Origin of the sequence: Lentzea sp. CA-135723 (assembly GCF_050936595.1) — a bacterium.
GTDB lineage: Bacteria > Actinomycetota > Actinomycetes > Mycobacteriales > Pseudonocardiaceae > Lentzea.
On sequence record NZ_JBNJMK010000002.1, the window covers coordinates 1,761,606 to 1,780,898 of the forward strand.

The window sequence follows — 19,293 nt, forward strand, 5'->3', positions numbered from 1 at the left end:
AGGATCAGGGCAATGGGGATCCTGTTCGTCACGCTTGCAGGCCATGGCCACGTCACGCCGACCCTCGCGGTCGTCGCGGAGCTGGTCGCAAGGGGTGCCGACGTCGAGTACGCGACCGGCGCCGAGCACGCCGAGGCGGTGACCGGAGCGGGCGCGCGGTGGGTGGAACTCCCCGCGCTGCCCGACTTCCGGCCCGTCACGGCCAACCCGATCGACGAGTGGTTTCCGCACTACTTCCGGGCGATGGCCGCGACCTACCCGGTCCTGCTCGACCACTGCGTCGCCACGAAACCCGGCCTGATCTGCTACGACTCCACCAACTGGCCAGCGAGGCTGATCGCGCACGCACTCGGTATACAGGCTGTACGCACGGTGCCGCACACTGCATCCAACGCGCATTACAGCCTCATGGACGCGAGCGTCGCGCAACATATTGCCGACGACCTCGCGCGCTTCGTGGCTGAATACGACGTCGACCTCGACATCCCGAGCACGATCGAGGCGCCCGAGGCGTGCAGCATCGTGTTCGTGCCGCGCGAGTTCCAGCCGTACGAGGAGACGTTCGACGACTCGTTCCACTTCGTCGGGCCGGTGCTGGGGGACCGGGCCGCCGAGAACTGGCGGCCGCACCACGCCGACCTGCCGTTGCTGTTCGTCTCGCTCGGCTCGGTGATGAGCGACGCGGACTTCTACCGGGCGTGTCTCGACCAGTTCGGCGACGGCGCCTGGCAGGTGGCGATGACCGCTCGGGACGTCGAGGGGACCGAGCACGTCGACGTGCGGCCGTGGTTCCCGCAGCCGGCGGTGCTGAAGCACGCCAGCGCGTTCATCAGCCACGGCGGCATGAACTCCACCATGGAGGCGCTGCATGCGGGAGTGCCACTGGTCGTCGTGCCGCAGACGCCGGAACAGGCCGCGAACGCCGACCGCGTCGTCGAACTGGGCCTGGGCGAACGGGTCGACGACCACGCCGGCCTGCGCGCGGCCGTCGACCGGGTCGCGGCGAGCGGCACGATCCGGCGCAGTCTCGACCGGATGCGTGCCGCCGTGCACGGCAGCGGCGGCGCTGAACGGGCCGCCGACGTCGTTCTCAGCCGAACACCTCGCGGAGCTTGACCGCGAACTCCTCCGGCTTGCCCGCGTAGCCGTACTCGCCGCCGATGAACCCGCCGTGGTGGCTGGGGAACACGACGGCCTCCTGGCCGAGCAGCCGTGCCGTGTGGACGGCCGTGCGCGCGGTGAACGCGTCGCCGGTCTCCTCACCGACGGCGATCACGATCCGCGTGGGCGAGGCGGCCAGGTCGTCGACGCGCGGGTGGTAGTCGGTGATGGCGAGCGAGGCAGTCCCGAGCAACGGGTCGTCGCGCTTGCCGTCGTCCTCCGCCGGCATGCCGAACTGCGCGGGATCGGGCAGCGGCAACGCGAAGTACTCGTCGGTGTACTCGCCCTGGTACGAGCTCATCTGCATGAACGCCGCCATGCCCGCGCCCCAGCCCTTGGCCTGGTACGCGTCCATGAACCCGTCACGGGCCTTGCGCGCGGCGTCCGCGTCGGGCAGCACGTTGATCAACGGCGGTTCGTGCGCGACGAGCGTGACGACGTCGTTCGGGTGCGCCGCGACGAGTTCGAGCGCCGTGACCGCGCCGCCGCTGGACGCGAACAGGTCGACCGGGCCGCCCACGGCCTCGATGACCGCGTGCACGTCGCCCGCCTGGATCTGCGGGGTGTTCTCGGTGAGACCGTCCGAACGGGTGCTGCGGCCGAGGCCGCGCGGGTCGTAGGTGATGACCGTGCGGTCGGGGAACTGGGCGCGCAGCGCGGTGAAGCCGCTCGCGTCCATCGGCTGGCCGATCATCATGAGTGGACGGCCACCGGAGCCGCTCACGTCGTACGTGATGATCGCGTCGTCTGTGTCAAGTGTGCGGGTTTCCATTGTGATTCTCCCCAGCGGAGTCGGGTGTGAGCAGCCTAGTCACAGACGTGAACCGCGCTGGGCTGACAAGCCGATCGACCTGCGTGTATTCCACTGTTAAGAAAGAGCGCATGACGCGTACAGCAGTGGTGACCGGCGGCGGCACGGGCATCGGCAAGGCAGTGGCGGCCCGGCTCGTCGAGCAGGGCCTCGACGTGGTGATCACGGGACGCCGGGAGGACGTCCTGAAGGCGGCGGCGGAGGAGATCGGCGCGCGGGCGGTCGTGTTCGACGCTGCGGACCCGGACTCGGTGGAGGCGGCGCTGAGCGACCTGCCGTCCACTGTGGATGTCCTGGTGAACAACGCGGGCGGCAACATGACCCGGCGCCTGCCTGCTCCGCGGAACCTGACCGACGTGAAGAACCTGTGGCTCGCGAACTACGAGTCCAACGTGGTCAGCGCCGTCCTCGTGACGACCGCGCTGGAGCCGCGCCTCGCGGACAACGCCCGCGTGGTGACGCTCGGGTCGATCGCCGGACGGCGTGGTTCGGGTGCGTACGGCGCGGCCAAGTCCGCGGTCGAGGCGTGGACGGCGGACCTCGCGTTCGCCCTGGGGGCACGAGGCATCACGGTCAACGTGGTGTCGCCCGGCGTGGTCGAGGACACCGAGTTCTTCGGCGGCACGCTGTCGGAGGAACGGCGCAAGAAGCTCGTCGGCAACCCGGCGAACGGCCGCGCGGGCACCCCCGCCGACGTCGCCGCGGCCATCACGTTCCTGACCACACCGGAGGCAGGGCACATCACCGCCCAGGTCATCGGCGTGAACGGCGGAGCCGGGCTCGGACGCTGAACCCGATGACCGCGAGCAGCACGACCAGCAGCGCGACCCACGAGAACTCCGCGAGGTAGTGCTCGGCGGCCTCTCCGACGAAGTAGACCGCCGCCGTCGTGCCGCCGGCCCACGCAACGCCGCCCGCTGCGTTGGCCAGCAGGAACTTCCCGTAGTGCATGCCCATGGTGGCCGCGAGCGGACCCGACAGGATCCGCAGCAACGCGACGAACCGGCCGAAGAAGACAGCCCAGGCGCCGTACCGCTGGAACAGCGCCTGGGCTCTCCCGACCTTGTCCGCGCTGAAGTGGCTGGGGAACTTCTCACCCGCCCAGCCGAAGATCCGCGCGCCGAACCGCTTGCCCAGCGCGTACCCGATGCTGTCGCCGATGATCGCCCCCGCCGACGCCGCGACGCCGACCCACAGCGGTGAGACGCCGTCGTGGTGCGACGCCATCAGCGCGGCCGCGACGAGCACGACCTCGCCCGGCAGCGGGATTCCCATGCTCTCGACCCCGACCACCAGGCCTACGACCACGTAGACCAGCAACGGCGGCACGGCGTGGAGCCACTCGGTCAGCACACCCGCGATCTTCCTCCAACCGGGCGCGATCGGCCACGAGACGGGGCCGTCTCGGTGGTGTGGTGGTCGTTCGGCTGGGAACGGGGTGGCTCGGGCCTCGGGCCCCAAGACCCGAGCCGGCCCGTCTGCTCAACCGGCCAGAGCCGGCGCGGTCTCAGCTGGTCAGGATCGCGCGGGCGAGCGCCGCGGTCTCGGACGGCGTCTTGCCGACCTTGATCCCCACCGCCTCCATCGCCAGCTTCTTGGCCTCCGCCGTCCCCGACGAGCCCGAGACGATCGCACCCGCGTGCCCCATCGTCTTGCCCTCGGGCGCGGTGAACCCGGCGACGTACCCGACGACCGGCTTGGTCACGTTGTCCCGCACGAACTCCGCCGCGCGCTCCTCCGCGTCCCCGCCGATCTCGCCGATCATCACGATCAGCTCGGTCTCCGGGTCGGCCTCGAACGCCGCGATCGCGTCGATGTGCGTGGTGCCCACGATCGGGTCGCCGCCGATGCCGACGCACGTGGTGAAGCCGAAGTCCTTCAGCTCGTGCATCAGCTGGTACGTCAGCGTGCCCGACTTCGACACCAGGCCGATCGACCCGGGCTTGGTGATGTCGGACGGGATGATCCCGGCGTTCGCCTTGCCGGGGCTGATGATCCCGGGACAGTTCGGGCCGATGATCCGCGTGGACTTGCCCTGGGCGTGCGCCCAGAACCGGGCCGTGTCGTGCACCGGGACGCCCTCGGTGATCACCACGGCGAGCCCGATCCCCGCGTCCACCGCCTCGATCACCGCGTCACCGGTGAACGCGGGCGGCACGAAGAGCACCGACACGTTCGCGCCGGTGGCCTCCATCGCCTCCGCCACCGTGCCGAACACCGGCAGCGTCACGTCGTCGAAGTCGACGGACGTCCCGGCCTTGCGGGCGTTCACACCGCCGACCACCTGCGTGCCGGCCGCGAGCATCCGGCGGGTGTGCTTCGCACCCTCCGAGCCCGTCATGCCTTGGACGATCACACGGCTGTGCTCGTCGAGGAAGATCGCCATCAGGACTCCTTACCAGCGAGGGCGGCGGCACGGCCTGCCGCGTCGTCCATCGTGTGCGCCACGGTGATCAGCGGGTGTCGTGCCTCGTCGAGGATGCGGTGGCCCGCCTCAGCGTTGTTGCCGTCGAGCCGCACGACCAGCGGCTTGTCGGCCTTCTCGCCCAGAATCCCCAGGGCCTGCACGATTCCGTTGGCCACCGCGTCGCACGCGGTGATGCCGCCGAACACGTTCACGAACACGCTGCGGACCGACGGGTCCGAGAGGATCACGTCGAGGCCGTCCGCCATCACCTGGGCCGACGCGCCGCCGCCGATGTCGAGGAAGTTCGCGGGCGCGGCTCCCGCCAGCGCCACGACGTCCAATGTGGACATGACGAGGCCCGCGCCGTTGCCGATGACACCGACGGTGCCGTCGAGCTTGACGTAGTTCAGGCCCTTCTCGGCGGCCCGCACCTCCAGCGGGTCACCGTGCACGTCGTCCGAGGTTCGAGAGTGCCGGAACGACGCGTTGTCGTCCAGCGTCACCTTTCCGTCCAACGCGACGATTCGCCCGTCTTTCGTGCGTGCCAACGGGTTCACCTCGACCAGGGTCGCGTCTTCGGAGACGAAGACCTTCCACAACGCGGAAGCGACCTCGTTGATCTGTGAAGCAATTTCCGGGGGGAACACTCCAGCTGCGTCGAAGGACGAAGCCGGCATCCGGGTGATGGAGTCCGTCATCTCCTCGATCTCCATGCCGCCCGTGGCCGATGCCATCCCGATGAACGTCCTGTTGGCACGGTCGAGCAGGAACGACAGGTAGTACTCCTCGGCGATCTCGCTCGCCTCGGTGACCAGAACCTTGTGCACCGTGTGGCCCTTGATGTCCATCCCCAGGATGGCCGTGGCCGCGGCGAAAGCTTCGTCGGGCGTCGAAGCGAGCTTGATGCCGCCGGCCTTGCCGCGGCCGCCTGTCTTCACCTGGGCCTTCACGACGACCGTGCCGCCCAGGCGGGAAGCGGCCTCGCGCGCGGATTCAGGAGTGTCCGCCACGAGACCACGCGGAACGGGCACCCCGTACCGCTCGAAGAGGTCCCGCGCCTCGTGTTCGAAAAGATCCACCGTCTACGTCCTCTCGCCGAAAACTTGCGGCCATCTATGGACATCCGGTTGGTAGCGGAGTAACGATATGCCTACCTCATACGGTATGCAATCTACAGTCGAAGCGCCAAGGGGAGCTGATCGCCGATGACGAGTTCCGCGGAGCCGGAGTCGATTCCTGAGTCCATCTCTGGTGGCCACCTGGTGGCGAAGGCACTCAAAGCTGAGGGCGTCGACACCATCTTCACGCTGTGCGGCGGGCACATCATCGACATCTACGACGGCTGCGTGGACGAGGGCATCGCCGTCATCGACGTCCGGCACGAACAGGTCGCGGCGCACGCGGCCGACGGCTACGCCCGCATCACCGGCAAGCCCGGTTGTGCCGTCGTCACCGCGGGGCCGGGCACCACCGACGCCGTCACGGGCGTCGCCAACGCCTTCCGCGCGGAGAGCCCGATGCTGCTGATCGGCGGCCAGGGCGCGCTGAGCCAGCACAAGATGGGCTCACTGCAGGACCTCCCGCACGTCGACATGATGACGCCGATCACCAAGTTCGCGGCGAACGTCCCGCACACCGCCCGCATCGCGGACATGGTGTCGATGGCGTTCCGCGAGGCCAACGCGGGCGCGCCGGGGCCGTCGTTCCTGGAGATCCCGCGCGACGTCCTGGACGCCAAGGTGCCCGTCTCCCAGGCGCGGGTACCGGAGGCGGGCCACTACCGCGCGTCCACGCGCAGCCTCGGCGACCCGGCGGACGTCGAGAAGCTCGCCGACCTGCTGGTGAACGCCCGCAAGCCCGCGATCCTGCTGGGCAGCCAGGTGTGGACGACGCGCGCCACGGACTCGGCCATCGAGCTCGTGCGCACGCTCAACATCCCCGCCTACATGAACGGCGCGGGTCGCGGCACCCTCCCGCCCGGCGACCCGCACCACTTCCAGCTGTCGCGCCGCTACGCCTTCGACAACGCCGACGTCATCGTGATCGTCGGCACCCCGTTCGACTTCCGGATGGGGTACGGCCGCAGGCTTTCCGCGAACGCGACGGTCGTCCAGATCGACCTCGACTACCGCACCGTCGGCAAGAACCGCGACGTCGACCTCGGCGTCGTCGGTGACGCCGACCTGGTCCTGTCCGCCGTCACGCAGGCCGCCTCCGGCCGCGAGGACAACGGCGCGATGGGCCGCAAGGTGTGGCTGGAGGAGCTCCAGGCCGTCGAGGAGAAGGCGCGGCAGAAGCGGGCAGAGCACCTGCTCTCCGACGACACGCCGATCCACCCGTACCGCCTGGTGAGCGAGATCAACGACTTCCTCACCGAGGACTCGATCTACATCGGCGACGGCGGCGACATCGTCACCTTCTCCGGCCAGGTGATCCAGCCGAAGTCGCCAGGCCACTGGATGGACCCCGGTCCACTCGGGACGCTCGGCGTCGGCGTCCCGTTCGTGCTGGCCGCGAAACTGGCCAGGCCGGACAAGGAGGTCGTGGCCCTGTTCGGTGACGGCGCGTTCAGCCTCACCGGCTGGGACTTCGAGACGCTGGTCCGCTACGACCTGCCGTTCGTCGGCATCGTCGGCAACAACTCGTCGATGAACCAGATCCGCTACGGCCAGGCGGCCAAGTACGGGCTGGAGCGCGAGCGCGTCGGCAACACGCTCGGCGACGTCAAGTACGACCAGTTCGCCAAGATGCTCGGCGGCTACGGCGAGGAGGTGCGCGACCCCAAGGACATCGGGCCGGCGTTGCGGCGCGCCCGCGAGTCCGGCAAGCCCTCGCTGATCAACGTGTGGATCGACCCCGACGTGTACGCGCCCGGAACCATGAACCAGACGATGTACAAGTAGGTGAGCTGAGATGGCCAAGGCCCTGGAGGGCGTCAAAGTCCTCGACATGACGCACGTTCAGTCCGGACCGTCCTCGACCCAGCTGCTCGCCTGGCTGGGCGCGGACGTCATCAAGCTGGAGACTCCCGGCAAGGGTGACATCACCCGGGGGCAGCTCCGCGATCTGCCCGAAGTGGACAGTCTCTACTTCACGATGCTCAACTGCAACAAGCGGAGCATCACGCTCAACATGAAGTCTTCCGAGGGCAAGGAGGTCTTCGAGAAGCTCATCGGAGACGTCGACGTCCTCGTCGAGAACTTCGGCCCCGGCGTCGTCGAGCGGTTCGGCTACCCGTGGGAGAAGCTCCAGGAGATCAACGAGAAGCTCGTCTACGCGTCGATCAAGGGCTTCGGGCCCGGCCGCTACGCCGACTTCAAGGCGTACGAGGTGATCGCGCAGGCCATGGGCGGCTCGATGAGCACCACCGGGTTCGAGGACGGTCCGCCGCTCGCCACGGGCGCGCAGATCGGCGACTCGGGCACGGGAATCCACCTGGTGGCCGGAATCCTGGCCGCGCTGTACCAGAGGACGAACACGGGACGCGGCCAGCGCGTCCAGGTGGCCATGCAGGACGCCGTCCTCAACCTGTGCCGGGTGAAGCTGCGCGACCAGCAGCGGCTCACCCACGGGCCGCTGGGGGAGTACCCGAACGAGCAGTTCGGGGACGAGGTGCCCCGCTCCGGCAACGCATCCGGTGGTGGCCAGCCCGGCTGGGCGGTGCGCTGTGCCCCCGGCGGCCCCAACGACTACATCTACGTGATCATCCAGCCCGTCGGCTGGGCCCCGCTGACCGAGCTGATCGGCAGACCCGAGCTCGCCGACGACCCGGCCTGGGCCACGCCGGAGGTGCGGCTGTCCAAGCTGGACAAGGCGTTCGCGCTGATCGAGGAGTGGACGGAGAAGCACACCAAGTGGGAGGTGATGGACAAGCTCAACGCCCACAACATCCCGTGCGGACCCATCCTGTCCACCAGGGAGATCATCGAGGACGAGACGCTCGCCGAGCTGGGCACCGTGGTCGAGGTCGAGCACCCCGAGCGCGGCACGTTCAAGACGGTCGGCAACCCGCTCAAGCTCTCGGACAACTCGGTCGAGATTCAGCGTCCGCCGCTGCTCGGTGAGCACAACGACGAGGTTCTCGGAGCACTCGGCTACAGCGCGGACCGCGTGGCGGGCCTGCGCGCCGCCGGCGTCATCTAATCCTCGAGGGAGAAGAACTCTCATGCCGGACAACGGCTACGACCGCGCCGCGGTCGAGAACGTACTCGCGAAGGTGCGGGCCGAGGGACGCAGCTCCCTCACCGCACCGGAGGGCAAGCGGGTGTGCGACGCCTACGGGATCGCGACCCCGGCCGAGGCGCTGGCGAAGTCGTCGGAGGGCGCCGTCGCGTTCGCCGAGGAGATCGGCTACCCGGTCGTGCTGAAGATCGTCTCACCGGACATCCTGCACAAGACCGAGGCCGGCGGCGTGCTGGTGGGCCTCAAGAACGCGGCCGAGGTCGCCGAGGGCTACCGCACGATCATCCACAACGCCAGGAACTACAAGGCGGACGCCGACATCACCGGCGTCCAGGTCCAGCAGCAGCTCCCGACCGGCAACGAGGTCCACGAGGTCATCGTGGGCGCCACCACCGACGAGACGTTCGGCAAGATCGTCGCGTTCGGCCTCGGCGGCATCCTCGTGGAGGTGCTGAAGGACGTCACGTTCCGGCTGGCGCCCACCAGCGCCGAGGAAGCGCTCTCCATGGTGAACGGCATCGCGGCCGCCGAGATCCTCAAGGGCGTCCGCGGCGCCGAGGGGGTGGACGCGGGCAAGCTCGCCGACCTCATCCACCGCGTGTCGGACCTGGTGACCGACTTCCCGCAGCTCGCGGAGGTCGACCTCAACCCGGTGCTGGCGACGCCGGCGGGTGCCACCGCCGTCGACGTCCGCATCCTGGTGGACGAGGACGCAGCCAAGGAGCCGGTCCGGTTCACCCAGGACGAGATCCTCGCCTCGATGAACCGGATCATGAAGCCGTCCGCGATCGCCGTGATCGGTGCCTCGAACGAAGAGGGCAAGATCGGCAACTCGGTGATGAAGAACCTCGTCAACGGCGGCTACGGGGGCACGATCTACCCGATCAACCCCAAGGCGGACGAGATCCTCGACATCAAGGCGTTCGCGAGCATCGCCGACGTGCCGGGGGACGTCGACGTCGCGGTGTTCGCCATCCCGGCCAAGTTCGTGCCCGCCGCCCTCGAAGAGGTCGGCAAGAAGGGCGTCGGCGGCGCGATCATGATCCCGTCCGGCTTCGGCGAGACCGGGAACGTCCAGCTGCAGAACGAGATCGTGGAGATCGCGCGCAGGCACGGCGTCCGCATCCTCGGACCGAACATCTACGGCTACTACTACACGCCGGAGAACCTCTCAGCGACGTTCTGCACGCCGTACGACGTCAAGGGCGGCGTCGCCCTCACGTCGCAGAGCGGCGGAATCGGCATGGCGATCCTCGGGTTCAGCCGGTCCGCGGGCATGGGCGTCTCGTCCATCGTGGGCGTCGGCAACAAGGCCGACATCGACGAGGACGACCTGCTGACGTTCTTCGAGTCGGACCCGAACACCCAGCTCGTCGCGATGCACCTGGAAGACCTCAAGGACGGTCGTTCCTTCGCGGAAACGGCGAAACGCGTCTCGGAAAAGAAACCGGTCGTCGTGCTCAAGGCCGGCCGGACCGACCAGGGCGCCAAGGCCGCGAGCTCGCACACCGGCGCGCTCGCCGGCAACGACCGGGTCTACGACGACATCCTGCGGCAGAGCGGCGTGATCCGCGCACCCGGCCTGAACGACCTGCTGGAGTACGCGCGCGGCATCCCGCTGCTCGCGACGCCGAAGGGCGAGAACGTCGTCATCATCACCGGCGCGGGCGGCTCGGGCGTGCTGCTCTCGGACGCCTGCGTGGACAACGGTCTCAGCCTGATGAGCATCCCGGACGACCTGGACGCGGCGTTCCGGGAGTTCATCCCGCCCTTCGGCGCGGCGGGCAACCCCGTCGACATCACCGGCGGGGAACCGCCCTCGACGTACCGGAACACGATCGCGCTCGGTCTCGCCGACGAGCGGATCCACTCGTTGATCCTGGGCTACTGGCACACCATCGTCACGCCGCCGATGGTGTTCGCGAAGCTCGTGGTCGACGTCGTGGAGGAGTACCGGGCGAACGGCATCCACAAGCCCGTCGTCGCCTCGCTCGCGGGGGACGTGCAGGTCGAGGAGGCCAGCGAGTACCTGTACCGGAACGGAGTGGTTGCGTATCCGTACACAACGGAGAAGCCTGTCGCAGTACTGGGTGCCAAGTACCGCTGGGCTCGTGCTGCCGGCTTGCTGTAGTTAGTCGGTCGTGGGTGGTTTCTCTGCTCTGGCAAGGAAACCGCCCACGACCTGCAAGGAAGGGATGGCCCGTCCGCGACCGCGACACGCCCGCGGTCGCGAACCCGCCAGGGAGGTCAACGAAGACAGCCGGTCCTCTGGAGGTTGTTAACCGTGGATGATCCAAATCTGGCAGCCCGCACGGAAACCAGTTCGCCTCCTGCGAAGGAGCGCACCTGGGCCGCGGGCAAGCTGGAAGCGATGCCCATCAGGAAACTCCCCGACGCACCACCGTCGATCCACCTGCTCGGTCCCACGGTGTTCCTGGTGGCTCTTGGCGTGGGCATGGGCGAGTCCTACATGTGGCCACGACTGGTGCTGGTCTTCGGACCGGACATCAGGTGGCTCTTCCTGGTCGGCGTGACGCTGCAGGCCGTCGTCATGCTCGAGATGGCGCGGTACGCGATGGCGACGGGGGAGAGCATCTTCTTCGGCGCCGCACGCGTGTTCAAACCGATCATGTGGTTCTTCTTCGTGGTCGCGATACTCGTCTACATCTGGCCGGGTCACCTCTCGGCCGGTGCGGCGGCGCTGGAAAAGATCACCGGCATACCGTGGACGGTCTCGGCGTGCGTGGGACTGATCCTGGTCGGGGTGCTGTTCAGCCTCGCCAAGGTCATCTACAACCTGCTGGAGAACCTGCTGTCCATCCTCATCGGACTGCTGGTCGTCAGCACGGCCGTGGTGGCGGCGATGGTCGGCACCTGGGGCGACCTGACCAGCACGATCAGCGGCATGTTCCAGTTCGGGTTCTTCCCGGCGCAGGCCATGTCGCCGGAGTGGTTCCCGATCATCGTCGGCTCGATCGCGTTCGCCGGCCCGTCCGGCATGCAGCAGATGTGGTACACGCTGCACCTGCGCGACAGCGGCGCGGGCATGGGCGCGCACATCCCCAAGCTCCGCGGGCTGCGGCACGCGGGCGAAGAGGAGCAGATGCCCAGCCGGGGCTTCATGTTCGACACCGAGGACAAGGACGAGCTCGCCAAGTGGAAGGGCTGGCGGCGCTGGGTCACGTTCGACGCGCTGCTCCTCTTCTGGGGCATCACGATGCTCGTCACGGTCTCGTTCACGGTTCTCGCGCAGTCGGCGTCGCGGACGTCCCCGGACGTCAAGGCGCTGATCGAGTCCGGTGAACGCGAAGCGGCGTTGAACGCGATGTCGGACGCGTTCGCCTCCGCCGGTGGACCGGTGCTCGGCGGGGTGTTCCTCGGCTTCATCGCGTTGATCGGCCTGAACGCCACGCTCGGCCTGTTCGACTCGTTCTCCCGCGGCCAGGCGGACATGACGTACCACTTCGTGAAGGGCGCGAAGAAGTTCCGCATGTCGCACCTCTACGCGGGGTTCCTCTGGGGTGTCATCACCTTCGGCATCCTGATCCTGCTGTTCGGACCCGCCGACGGGCCGGGCGCGATCCTCGACGTGCTCGCGTTCCTGTCGACGTTCGCCATGGGCGCCTACTGCGTGGTGCTCCTGCTGGTGAACAACCGGATGTTGCCCAAACCCATTCGCCCCAAGCTGGTCACGAACATCATCATCGGCTTCGGAGCGTTGTTCTACCTGGGCATGCTGTTCTTCAGCCTCATCAAGTTCGGTGTGGTGGTGGGCTGAGATGCAGATCCGCGAAGGGTTTCTGAAGGAAGCGGTCCCCGGCGCGTTCGTCGGGCTGGCCGCCGGGCTCATCGCGGGAGGGCTGGCCGCGCTCGTCGGCCAGCCGCTCGGGTGGGCTCTCGTGACGATGGTGGCGCTCGGCCTGCCGCTGGGCGCGTTCGGTGGCGGGTTCGGCCTGCTGACGGCGTCGGGCCGGCTGCCGGCCGGGCGGTTCGCTCCCGTGGCGCTGTACTGGCTCGTGGCGTTCCCACTGGCCAGACTGATCCACGAGACGACCGTGAGCCTCGTGCTCACCGGGCAGGTCCGCCTGCCCGCCGATCTGGCCGGTTTCCTCGCCTACCAAGGGATCGTGAGCTTCGGCTGGGCCATCGGTTTCCTGTGGCTGCACGAACGCATCGCCATGCGGCTGCGTGCACGGGCCACCGCCTCCCGCTGACCTTCCCTTCCGCCGAAGGAGCCACGGATGTTGGATCTTCCTGTCTGGGTGTGGATCGCGACGATGGGCGGTATCGCCGCCATCATCGCGTTCGACTTCTACCTCGTAGTCCGCAAACCGCACGAGCCGTCGTTCCGCGAGTCCCTCTACTGGGTGCTCTTCTACGTCGGCCTGGCCATCGTCTTCGGACTCGGCGTCACGGTGTTCGCCGGGCCCGGCCACGGTGGCGAGTTCTTCGCCGGCTGGATCACCGAGTACTCGCTGAGCGTCGACAACCTGTTCGTGTTCGTCATCATCATGGCCCGGTTCGCGGTGCCACGTGAGTACCGCCAGAAGGTGCTGATCGTCGGCATCATCCTGGCGTTGTTGCTGCGCGCCGTGTTCATCGCCGCCGGAGCACAGGCGATCGCACGGTTCGACTGGCTGTTCTACTTCTTCGGCGCGTTCCTCATCTTCACCGCGTGGAAGCTGTTGAAGCAGGACGAGGCCGAGGAGGCCGACGTCAAGGAGAACGCCGCGTTGCGCGCGGTGAAGAAGTTCCTGCCGGCCACGACGGTCTACCACGGTGCGGCGTTGACGACGCGCATCGACGGGAAGCGCGTCGTGACACCGATGCTGATCGTCATGGTCGCGGTGGGCACGACCGACCTGTTGTTCGCGGTGGACTCCATCCCGGCGATCTTCGGGCTCACCAAGGAGCCGTACCTGGTGCTGACCGCCAACGCGTTCGCGTTGATGGGCCTGCGCCAGCTCTTCTTCCTGGTGGGCGGTCTCCTGGATCGCCTGGTGCACCTGAGCAAGGGCCTCGCGGTGGTGCTCGCGTTCATCGGGTTCAAGCTCATCTTCGAGGCGATGCACCACCACGGCGTCTCGTGGGCTCCGGAGATCCCGATCGTGGTGTCGCTCGGGGTCATCGTCGTGACGCTCGTGATCACGACGGTGTGGAGCCTGCACACCTCGCGGCGGGCAGCCCAGTCCGCCGTGGAGGATGCCGAGAGTGCGCGCAGGAGCGAGGAAGACGCTCCCGTGAAGGACTCTCAGCCGTGAATCGTGTGGCCTTCGGCGTCCTTGCGGAGCGTCTTGGCCACAGCCGCCTGGGCCTCGGCGTCCTTGCGCTGCTCCGTCAGCGCGGTGGACAGTCCGAGGCCCAGCGCGCGGCCGTCCGCGGAAGCGCCGTTGCGGGGCTCCGTGAGCGAACGCGCGAAGTTCTTGAAGCGGGACATGGTCTTCCTCCTGACGATGGTGGCCCCCAGGGCGCGCAGAACCTGACCAGGCAGTTGCCCGGTGGGCGCTGCGGCACGGGAGGAGCAGGGGTGCGGCCGGGGTCTGTTCCACCGGATGCCCATTGCGTGGATACCCGGCGGGAAACCTCTTGCGGGTCTCCGTTGACCCCGCCCCTGACGCGATTCAGCATACTGCGTTTTGTATGCAATCGTCTGCCATCGTGTCGCGGATCACCCGTACGGTACCAAATGACCGATTTGGGTGATCCGAGAGTGATCGATCAGTCGCTGTCCGTGGAACTTTCGGACATCTTGCGGTCGTGGTACGTCTGGCGGGTCTGCTCCGCGTGGTTGTGCATGACCTCGCCGGCCCGTTCCGCGTCGCCCTCGGCGATGGCCGCGACCAGCTCGGCGTGCTCGTTCCAGGAGTCACGGCTGCGCGGGCGGGCGATCGGGGTGTAGTACCAGCGCACCCGGCGGTCGACCAGCCCGATCATCTCGGACAGGACCTTGTTGCGGCCGATCGCCGCGACGGCCGCGTGCAGGTCGGCGTTCGCCTTGACCAGGCGCTCGACGTTCGCGGCCACCAGGGCCTCCTCGCCCGCCTTCTGCAGCTTCCTGAGGAGCTTCACGTCGGCGGCGGTGGCGTGTTCGGCGGCGAGCTTCGCCGAGTACGTCTCCAGCACGCTGCGCACGGCGAGCAGCTGGTCGGCTTCTTCCTCGGTCGGGGTGTGGACGAACGCGCCCTGAGCGGGCCGGAGGTCGACCCAGCCGTCGGTCTGCAGGCGCTGCAGGGCCTCACGCACCGGTTGCCTGCTCACGCCCAGGTACTCGGCGAGCTCCGCCTCGACCAGGTGCTGACCGGGGGCGAGGGTGCGGTTGACGATGAGTTCCAGCAAGGCGTCGTAGACGGCTTGTCGCAGCGGTGCGGGCCGTTCGACCCTGCGGGTCGCCGCGGCGCTGAGCGAGCCGCGCGGTGCCCGGCGGCCACTGGGCGAAGAGGTCATGTCGGACAGCCTACAGCTTTTCGTATGCAAAAAGCACTTCTGGAACAATGCGGGTGTCGTACGTATACTGTATGCAATCTTGCCGTGTGGCAGAGCGGGGCGTGCTATGAAGATCGCTGTTCTCGGAGCCGGGGCGATCGGTGCCTACGTCGGTGCGGCGTTGCACCGGGCCGGCGTGGAGGTCCACCTGATCGCGCGAGGAGCCCATCTCGCCGCAATGCGCGAGCACGGCGTGCGGGTGCTGAGCCCGCGCGGTGATTTCACCGCGCGTCCACATGCGACCGACGATCCCGCCGAGGTGGGGGAGGTCGACTACGTCTTCCTCGGTCTGAAGGCGTACTCCTACGCGTCGTCAGGCGATCTGCTGGCCCCGCTGATGGGGCAGGACACCGCCGTGATCGCGGCGCAGAACGGGATTCCGTGGTGGTACTTCCACGGCATGACCGGACATCCCTTGGAGGGGCACCGGATCGAGGCCGTGGACCCCGGCGGGTCCGTCACCGCCGTGCTGCCGATGGAACGGGCGATCGGCTGCGTCGTCTACTGCTCGACGGAGATCGAGGAGCCAGGCGTGATCCGGCACCTGGAGGGCACCCGGTTCTCGATCGGCGAGCCGGACCGCAGCATCTCCCCGCGGTGCGTCGCGCTGAGCGAGGCGATGGTCGCGGGCGGGCTGAAGTGCCCGGTGGAGAAGGACGTCCGCGAGGACATCTGGATCAAGCTCATGGGCAACGTCGCGTTCAACCCGTTGAGCGCGTTGACCAGGGCGACGATGGTGGAGATCTGCGACCACGACGACAGCCGCGACCTGGTGGCCCAGATGATGGCGGAGACGCTGACCATCGCCCGTGCCGCGGGCTGCGACCCGCAGATCTCCATCGACAAGCGCATCGACGGCGCCCGCAGGGTCGGGCACCACAAGACGTCGATGCTGCAGGACCTGGAGGCGGGCAAGCGGCTGGAGCACGACGCGATCATCGCTGCGGTGGTGGAGATCGCCGAGCTCACCCGCGTGCCGGCACCGACGCTGCGGCACGTCTACGCGGCGATCGACCTGCTCTCCCGCACGTCGCTGGTGTCCTGAGTTGTTGCTGCGACAGCTGGAGTACCTGGTCGCCCTGGCCCGCGAACGCCACTTCGCGCGTGCCGCCGCGGCCTGTCACGTGTCCCAGCCGTCGTTGTCGGCGGCGATCAGCAAGCTCGAACGCGAGCTCGGGGTGCCGATCGTGTCCCGCGGCCGCCGGTTCGAGTCGCTGACGCCGGAGGGGGAACGGGTCCTGCTGTGGGCGCACCGCATGCTCGCCGACCGCGACGCGCTGCGGCAGGACCTGTCCCGCATGAGGGAGTCGCTGTCGGGAATCCTCCGGATCGGGGCGATCCCGACAGCGCTTCCGACCGCGCCGCTGCTGACGACCCCGTTCTGCGAGCGCTACCCCCACGTCCGCGTGACGCTGGAGTCGTTGTCCTCGCAGGAGATCGCGCGGGGGCTCGAGGAGTTCGAGCTCGACCTCGGCATGACCTACGTGGACAGTTCGGTGCGGGCCATGCCGTTGTACGAAGAGCGGTACGTCCTGCTGACGCCCGCCGACGAGGAGATCGCCGAACGCCCGGTGGCGCGGTGGGCGGACGTGGCCGCGCTGCCGCTGTGCCTGCTGACGTCCAAGATGCGCAATCGCCGGATCTTGGACGGGGTGTTCGCCGACAACGGCGTGCAGCCCGTGCCGGTGATCGAGGCGGACACCGTGGCGACGTTGTGGGCGCACGTGGCGACGCGCAAGTGGTCGAGCGTGATCGCGCACGCGTGGTTGCAGATGTTCGGCACGCCGGAGGGGATGCGGGTGGTGCGCATCGAGGATCCCCAGCGCGTGCCGCGGATCGGGCTCGTCGTGGGGGACCAGGAACCTGTGTCGATGCTGGCGCGGGCGATGCTCGGGCTGACCCGCGGCCTGGACGTGCGCGGGGAGCTGGACCGCATGCTGCACAAGCACCTCGACCGCCGGGACCTGTGACGGTGGTGGAAAAAACGGGGACCGGAGCGTCACCCACCGGTCCCCGTCCCCCCTTCCCCCGGGTCTCAGCCGACGGTCACCTCGCGGTGTCCCCACGGCGTCACGCGGGCGTTCCCTCGGTTTTCCCGGCCGCGAGGTGTGCAGCCCCGGCCGGACGGCGCCGGCTCTGCCGCCGTGCTGACGGCGGCAAGCATCCTTCCCATCGTGGAATCCCCCTCCATTTGTCTCAGTTCATGAGGCAGCCCGCCGCAGTAAACTGAGATGTCCAGCCGCTGTCAACTGGTGTGCGGGAGAAGGCACTCTTTCGTGCCACGGGAGTTCATGAGCTGATCGGTAGGATGCCCGCATGTCAGAAGACGAAGGCGTGCTCGCGTCGCGGGTCGACCACCTGTTCCGCACGGTGCGGGCGGACGACGGCGGCGAGTACACCTTCGAGGAGGTCGCCGAGGCGATCAGGGCCAAGGGTGGCCCCACGATCTCCGCCACCTACCTGTGGCAGCTGCGCAAGGGCGTGCGCGACAACCCCACGAAGCGGCACGTCGAGGCGTTGGCCGGCTTCTTCGGGGTGCCGCCCGCGTACTTCTTCGACGACGACGAGGCGGCCCGCATCGACGCCGAGCTGTCGCTGCTCACCGCGTTGCGCGACGCGCCGGTGCGGCGGCTCGCCCTGCGCGCGAGAGGACTCTCGGACAAGAGCCTCGCCACCATCGCCGAGATGGTCGAGCGGGTGCGGGAGCTCGAAGGCCTGCCCCAGGAGGACGGCTCGAAGTGAGCGCCCGGAGGCTGAGAAGGCTCCTGCGCGGTCTGGACGTCCCGGTCCCGTTCGACGTGAGGTCGTTCGCGGACCGCATCGCCGCGCGCCGCGGCAGGCCGATCCACCTGATGCCCGTCGCCGGGCTCACCGGCGTGTGCGGGCTGTGGATCGCCACCGACGACGCGGACATGATCTTCTTCGAGGAGGAGACCGCGCCGTTCCACCAGGAGCACATCGTGCTGCACGAGCTGAGCCACGTGCTGTGCGACCACTACCCGGCGTCGGCGAGCCTCACCGAGCTCGCGGAGCTCCTGCTGCCCAGCCTCGACCCGGCGCTGGTGCGGCGCGTGCTCGGCCGCGCGGGCTACTCCACGGCCGAGGAGCAGGAGGCGGAGCTGCTCGCCACGATGATCCGCCAGCGCGTGCACACGGGCACCACGCTGGCCGACCGCCTCCGGGACACGTTCGACGGTTTCCATGGGTGAGCTGCTGCTGCGGTACGCGCCGCCCGCCGCCGCGTGGCTGCTGGTGTTCAGCTGGCGCGGTGGCCAGGACGCGATCCGCCGCCTGTTCCTGGGGCTCGCCGTGTCGCTCACCGTGCTCACCCCGGCGGGTCAGCACGTGCTGGAACGCCTGACCGGGCTGGAGACGTTGTCGCGGTTGCTCGGGCACGCGGGCATGGTGCTCGTGGCGTGGTCGGCGCACGACCTGCTGGCGCACCTCAACGGCCTGCGGCGCAGCCGGTGGAGCGCGTGGTGGACGGCCGGCATGTTCGGCGTGATGTGCCTGTTCTTCGCGCTGGCGCCGAGCCTGCTGCCCCAGGCGCCGTGGGTGCTCGAGTACTGGGTGGCGTACCTGCTGACGCTCACGCCCGCGTTCGGCAACGTGATCCGGCTCGGCCTGCGGTACGCCCGCACCACGTCCGACCGCGTGCTGCGGCTGGGGCTGCACCTGATCGTGACGGGCGCGGCGATGGCGTTGGTGTACCTCGTGAACCGGGTCGTGCGGGTCGGCGCGAGCCGGTTCGAGTACTCCTACCCGCTGGGGTGGAGCTTCTGGATGAGCGCGGTGCTGCCCAACGCCGCCCACGCCGTCGTGCTCGCCGGCGCCGCTCTGCCTGCCGTCGCGGCCTGGCGGCGCCGGCACCGCCAGTACGTCCGGCTCGCCCCGCTCTGGCGGGCGCTGGCCGACGCGGACCCGCGGATCGCGCTCAACCCGCGGGTCGGCTGGTGGAACACGCGGATGCGGCTGTACCGGCGGGTGATCGAGATCCGCGACGGCCTGCTCGACCTCCAGCCGTGCCGCGACGCCGGCGTGGCCGATGCCGCACGGGCTCTCGCGGCGAGCCCGGCGGAGGTCGAGGCGGAGGTCGTCGCCGCGGCCATCGACGCGCGCGGGGTGCCGCCGGCCAGGGTCGAACCCGGTGCGGGGGCACCAGATCTGGACGGGGACACCGCGTTTCTGTGCGAGGTGTCGGACGCCTTCGCACGCTTGGGTGATCGCCGCGCCGGCGCGTCTGCTTAGA

19 protein-coding genes are annotated in these 19,293 nt (G+C 68.8%); 13 read left to right on the forward strand and 6 right to left on the reverse strand.

From position 1 onward, the window contains the following. The first annotated feature begins 12 nt into the window (after nt 1-12). Nucleotides 13-1,116, forward strand: a complete 1,104-nt coding sequence (locus tag ACQEU1_RS44175) for a macrolide family glycosyltransferase (protein ID WP_433216592.1) — start codon at nt 13-15, stop codon at nt 1,114-1,116. On the opposite strand, the gene ACQEU1_RS44180 is transcribed toward ACQEU1_RS44175, so the two are convergent. Then, entirely contained in the window at nt 1,091-1,933 is an 843-nt protein-coding gene (locus ACQEU1_RS44180; RefSeq protein WP_433216595.1) for an alpha/beta fold hydrolase, read from the reverse strand. The genes ACQEU1_RS44175 and ACQEU1_RS44180 overlap by 26 nt on opposite strands. Nucleotides 1,934-2,043: 110 nt before the next feature. On the opposite strand from ACQEU1_RS44180, the gene ACQEU1_RS44185 reads away from it, so the two are divergent. Next, nucleotides 2,044-2,763, forward strand: coding sequence for an SDR family NAD(P)-dependent oxidoreductase (locus ACQEU1_RS44185; protein ID WP_433216598.1), 720 nt, complete (start codon nt 2,044-2,046; stop codon nt 2,761-2,763). On the opposite strand, the gene ACQEU1_RS44190 is transcribed toward ACQEU1_RS44185, so the two are convergent. From ACQEU1_RS44190 to sucC, 3 genes are all read right to left on the reverse strand, one after another. After that, entirely contained in the window at nt 2,726-3,325 is a 600-nt protein-coding gene (locus ACQEU1_RS44190) for a DedA family protein (RefSeq protein WP_433216601.1), read from the reverse strand. The two genes, ACQEU1_RS44185 and ACQEU1_RS44190, sit on opposite strands and share 38 nt — an antisense overlap. 154 nt (nt 3,326-3,479) lie before the next feature. Next, the gene (gene sucD, locus ACQEU1_RS44195; RefSeq protein ID WP_433216604.1) at nt 3,480-4,358 is read right to left on the reverse strand and encodes a succinate--CoA ligase subunit alpha; all 879 of its coding nucleotides are present in this window, start codon (nt 4,356-4,358) and stop codon (nt 3,480-3,482) included. Then, nucleotides 4,358-5,458, reverse strand: a complete 1,101-nt coding sequence (gene sucC / locus ACQEU1_RS44200) for an ADP-forming succinate--CoA ligase subunit beta (RefSeq protein ID WP_433216607.1) — start codon at nt 5,456-5,458, stop codon at nt 4,358-4,360. The genes sucD and sucC overlap by 1 nt, the downstream gene beginning before the upstream one ends. A 126-nt stretch (nt 5,459-5,584) precedes the next feature. On the opposite strand from sucC, the gene ACQEU1_RS44205 reads away from it, so the two are divergent. The 6 genes from ACQEU1_RS44205 (at nt 5,585) to ACQEU1_RS44230 (ending at nt 13,822) form a co-directional block, all read left to right on the forward strand. After that, nucleotides 5,585-7,282, forward strand: coding sequence for a thiamine pyrophosphate-binding protein (locus ACQEU1_RS44205; RefSeq protein WP_433216610.1), 1,698 nt, complete (start codon nt 5,585-5,587; stop codon nt 7,280-7,282). 10 nt (nt 7,283-7,292) lie between these two features. After that, the gene (gene frc, locus ACQEU1_RS44210) at nt 7,293-8,522 is read left to right on the forward strand and encodes a formyl-CoA transferase (RefSeq protein WP_433216613.1); all 1,230 of its coding nucleotides are present in this window, start codon (nt 7,293-7,295) and stop codon (nt 8,520-8,522) included. A 22-nt stretch (nt 8,523-8,544) separates the two neighbouring features. Beyond that, on the forward strand, nt 8,545-10,692 hold the full coding sequence (locus tag ACQEU1_RS44215) for an acetate--CoA ligase family protein (RefSeq protein ID WP_433216616.1): 2,148 nt from the start codon (nt 8,545-8,547) through the stop codon (nt 10,690-10,692). A 240-nt stretch (nt 10,693-10,932) separates the two neighbouring features. Beyond that, entirely contained in the window at nt 10,933-12,339 is a 1,407-nt protein-coding gene (locus tag ACQEU1_RS44220) for an Nramp family divalent metal transporter (protein ID WP_433216619.1), read from the forward strand. A 1-nt stretch (nt 12,340) separates the two neighbouring features. Next, nucleotides 12,341-12,775 carry a hypothetical protein gene (locus tag ACQEU1_RS44225; RefSeq protein ID WP_433216622.1) on the forward strand — a complete coding sequence of 145 codons (435 nt, stop codon included), beginning with the start codon at nt 12,341-12,343 and terminating at the stop codon, nt 12,773-12,775. Between the two features lie 30 nt (nt 12,776-12,805). Then, complete coding sequence (locus ACQEU1_RS44230) at nt 12,806-13,822, forward strand: TerC family protein (RefSeq protein WP_433217089.1); 1,017 nt, start codon at nt 12,806-12,808, stop codon at nt 13,820-13,822. On the opposite strand, the gene ACQEU1_RS44235 is transcribed toward ACQEU1_RS44230, so the two are convergent. Both ACQEU1_RS44235 and ACQEU1_RS44240 read right to left on the reverse strand, forming a co-directional pair. Further along, nucleotides 13,813-13,998, reverse strand: a complete 186-nt coding sequence (locus ACQEU1_RS44235; protein ID WP_382438481.1) for a hypothetical protein — start codon at nt 13,996-13,998, stop codon at nt 13,813-13,815. The genes ACQEU1_RS44230 and ACQEU1_RS44235 overlap by 10 nt on opposite strands. Before the next feature lie 281 nt (nt 13,999-14,279). Beyond that, on the reverse strand, nt 14,280-15,005 hold the full coding sequence (locus tag ACQEU1_RS44240; RefSeq protein ID WP_433216625.1) for a GntR family transcriptional regulator: 726 nt from the start codon (nt 15,003-15,005) through the stop codon (nt 14,280-14,282). Between the two features lie 106 nt (nt 15,006-15,111). Here ACQEU1_RS44240 and ACQEU1_RS44245 point away from each other — a divergent pair, with 106 nt between their 5' ends. The 5 genes from ACQEU1_RS44245 (at nt 15,112) to ACQEU1_RS44265 (ending at nt 19,292) form a co-directional block, all read left to right on the forward strand. After that, nucleotides 15,112-16,089 carry a 2-dehydropantoate 2-reductase gene (locus ACQEU1_RS44245; RefSeq protein ID WP_433216628.1) on the forward strand — a complete coding sequence of 326 codons (978 nt, stop codon included), beginning with the start codon at nt 15,112-15,114 and terminating at the stop codon, nt 16,087-16,089. Nucleotides 16,090-16,093: 4 nt separating this feature from the next. Then, nucleotides 16,094-17,014 carry a LysR family transcriptional regulator gene (locus ACQEU1_RS44250; protein WP_433216631.1) on the forward strand — a complete coding sequence of 307 codons (921 nt, stop codon included), beginning with the start codon at nt 16,094-16,096 and terminating at the stop codon, nt 17,012-17,014. Nucleotides 17,015-17,360: 346 nt separating this feature from the next. After that, on the forward strand, nt 17,361-17,786 hold the full coding sequence (locus ACQEU1_RS44255; RefSeq protein WP_382438485.1) for a helix-turn-helix domain-containing protein: 426 nt from the start codon (nt 17,361-17,363) through the stop codon (nt 17,784-17,786). Next, complete coding sequence (locus ACQEU1_RS44260) at nt 17,783-18,253, forward strand: hypothetical protein (RefSeq protein ID WP_433216634.1); 471 nt, start codon at nt 17,783-17,785, stop codon at nt 18,251-18,253. The genes ACQEU1_RS44255 and ACQEU1_RS44260 overlap by 4 nt, the downstream gene beginning before the upstream one ends. Beyond that, on the forward strand, nt 18,246-19,292 hold the full coding sequence (locus tag ACQEU1_RS44265) for an MAB_1171c family putative transporter (protein WP_433216637.1): 1,047 nt from the start codon (nt 18,246-18,248) through the stop codon (nt 19,290-19,292). The genes ACQEU1_RS44260 and ACQEU1_RS44265 overlap by 8 nt, the downstream gene beginning before the upstream one ends. Nucleotide 19,293 lies beyond the last annotated feature (1 nt).